Source organism: Caballeronia terrestris (assembly GCF_001544515.1).
Taxonomy (GTDB): domain Bacteria; phylum Pseudomonadota; class Gammaproteobacteria; order Burkholderiales; family Burkholderiaceae; genus Caballeronia; species Caballeronia terrestris.
In genome coordinates this window covers 1-1,998 of record NZ_FCOL02000312.1, presented here as the reverse complement: position 1 = coordinate 1,998, position 1,998 = coordinate 1, and the positions used below count along the sequence as shown (strand labels likewise).

General features: G+C 64.4%; 2 protein-coding genes. Both read left to right on the top strand.

Features of this window, described 5'->3' with window-relative positions; all coding sequences use genetic code 11:
* Positions 1 to 835: amidase family protein (locus tag AWB67_RS36940; protein ID WP_268808168.1), on the top strand; the 835-nt coding region annotated here is incomplete at its 5' end.
* A gap of 37 nt (positions 836 to 872) precedes the next feature.
* The coding region (locus AWB67_RS36935) for an ABC transporter substrate-binding protein (RefSeq protein ID WP_143328487.1) at positions 873 to 1,998 on the top strand (1,126 nt) is incomplete at its 3' end.

Genomic DNA, 1,998 nt, shown 5'->3' with positions numbered 1-1,998 from the left:
CGGCTCGGATACGGGCGGTTCGTGCCGCATTCCGGCGGCGTTGTGCGGCCTCGCCGGTTTCAAGCCGACAGCCGCGCGCATTCCGCTGGAGGGCGCGGTGCCGCTGTCGTCGAGTTATGACTCAATTGGCTCGATCGCGCCGAGCGTCGCGTGCTGTGCCGTGCTCGATTCGATCATGGCTGGTGACACGGAGCCGGGCGCAGTCGTGCCGCATTCGCTGCGGGGTGTACGGCTGGCCATACCGACGAGCATCGTGCTCGACGACATGGACGCAAAAGTCGTAGCCGCGTTCGAACGGACGATTGCACGACTGACGGCGGCGGGCGCGATCGTGCGGGAAGTGTCGTTCGACAGTTGGCAGCACCTTTCGACCCTCGGTCAGCATGGCGGCCTCGTCGCGGCTGAAGCGTGGGCATGGCACGTCGGACTGATCAAGCGTCATGCCGGCGAATACGACCCACGCGTGATCTCTCGCATCCGGCTCGGCAGCGAACACAGCACCGCCGAGTACCTGCGCAACCGTGCACTGCGTGCCCAGCTTTGCCGGCAAGCCGACGACGAAATGCGCCCCTTCGACGCCATCGTCTGCCCAACCGTGCCGATCGTCGCGCCGCGCATGGCGGACCTCGAGGAGGAGCCCGCTTACACGTCGACCAATCGCTTGCTGCTGCGCAATCCGTCGATCGCCAACATGCTCGATCTGTGCGCAGTGTCGATTCCCTGTCACGAACCGGATCAGGCACCCGTTGGCCTGATGTTGATGGGCCGGCGCATGAGCGATCGCCAACTGCTCGCGATAAGTATGGGTGCCGAGGCGGTCGTGCGACCGCAGTGATCCGCCGCTCTTCCTAAATCCTATCAAGGAGACTTCCATGTTCAGGCAACTCGCGTGCTCCGCGATGTCCGCCGCTGTTGCGATGGCGTGCGCATCCGGATCTCAGGCGGCCAGCGCCGCCGACATCAGCGATGGCGTGGTGAAGATCGGCGTGCTCACCGACATGTCGTCGATCTTTTCCGACATCGGCGGGAAAGGCTCGGTCGTCGCGGCGCAGATGGCCGTCGACGATTTCGGCGGCAAGGTGCTCGGTGCGCCGGTCAAGGTGATCAGCGCCGATCACCAGAACAAGACCGACGTCGCCGCGACGGTCGCGCGTGAATGGTTCGACAACCAGCAGGTCGATATGGTGCAGGACCTGTTGCCGTCGTCCGTCGCGCTCGCGGTGTCGAACGTGGCGAAGGAGAAGCACCGGATCGCGATCGCAAGCGGCGCGGGCACGACCAAGCTCAGCAACGAGGCGTGCTCGCCGTACACGATCCAGTACTCGTACGACACCTATGCGTTGACGACAAGTCTCGTGAAGGCGATGGCGCGCGCAGGCGATAACTCGTGGTACTTCCTGACCGTCGACTACGCGCTCGGCGCGTCGCTGAAGAACGATTCGGCTGCGGCCCTGAACGCGGCGGGAGGCAAGGTGATCGGCGAATCGAAGCATCCGATGCACGCTGCGGACCTCTCTTCGAACCTGCTGCAGGCGCAGGCGTCGCACGCGAAGGTGATCGGGCTCGCCAACGCGGGCGCCGACACGGTCAACGCAATCAAGACCGCTCGCGAGTTCGGAATCAACGCGCCGGGCAAGCAGAAGATCGCAGGCTTGCAGATGTTCATCAGCGATGTCCACAGCCTCGGCCTCAAGTCCGCGCAGGGCATGATGCTGACGACGCCGTTCTACTGGGACCGGACCGATGCGAGCCGCGCGTGGTCGCAGCGCTTCTTCGCAAAGACCGGCCGCATGCCGACGTTCATCCAGGCGGGCGTCTATTCGTCGACGCTGCACTATCTGAAGGCGGTGCAGGCGAGCAACACGGATTCATCCGACGCCGTGCTCGCGCAGATGCGCAAGACGCCCGTCAACGATTTCTTCGCGACCAACGCCGTGATTCGCGCTGACGGACTGATGGTGCACGACATGTACATCGCCGAGGTCAAGAGTCCGGAGC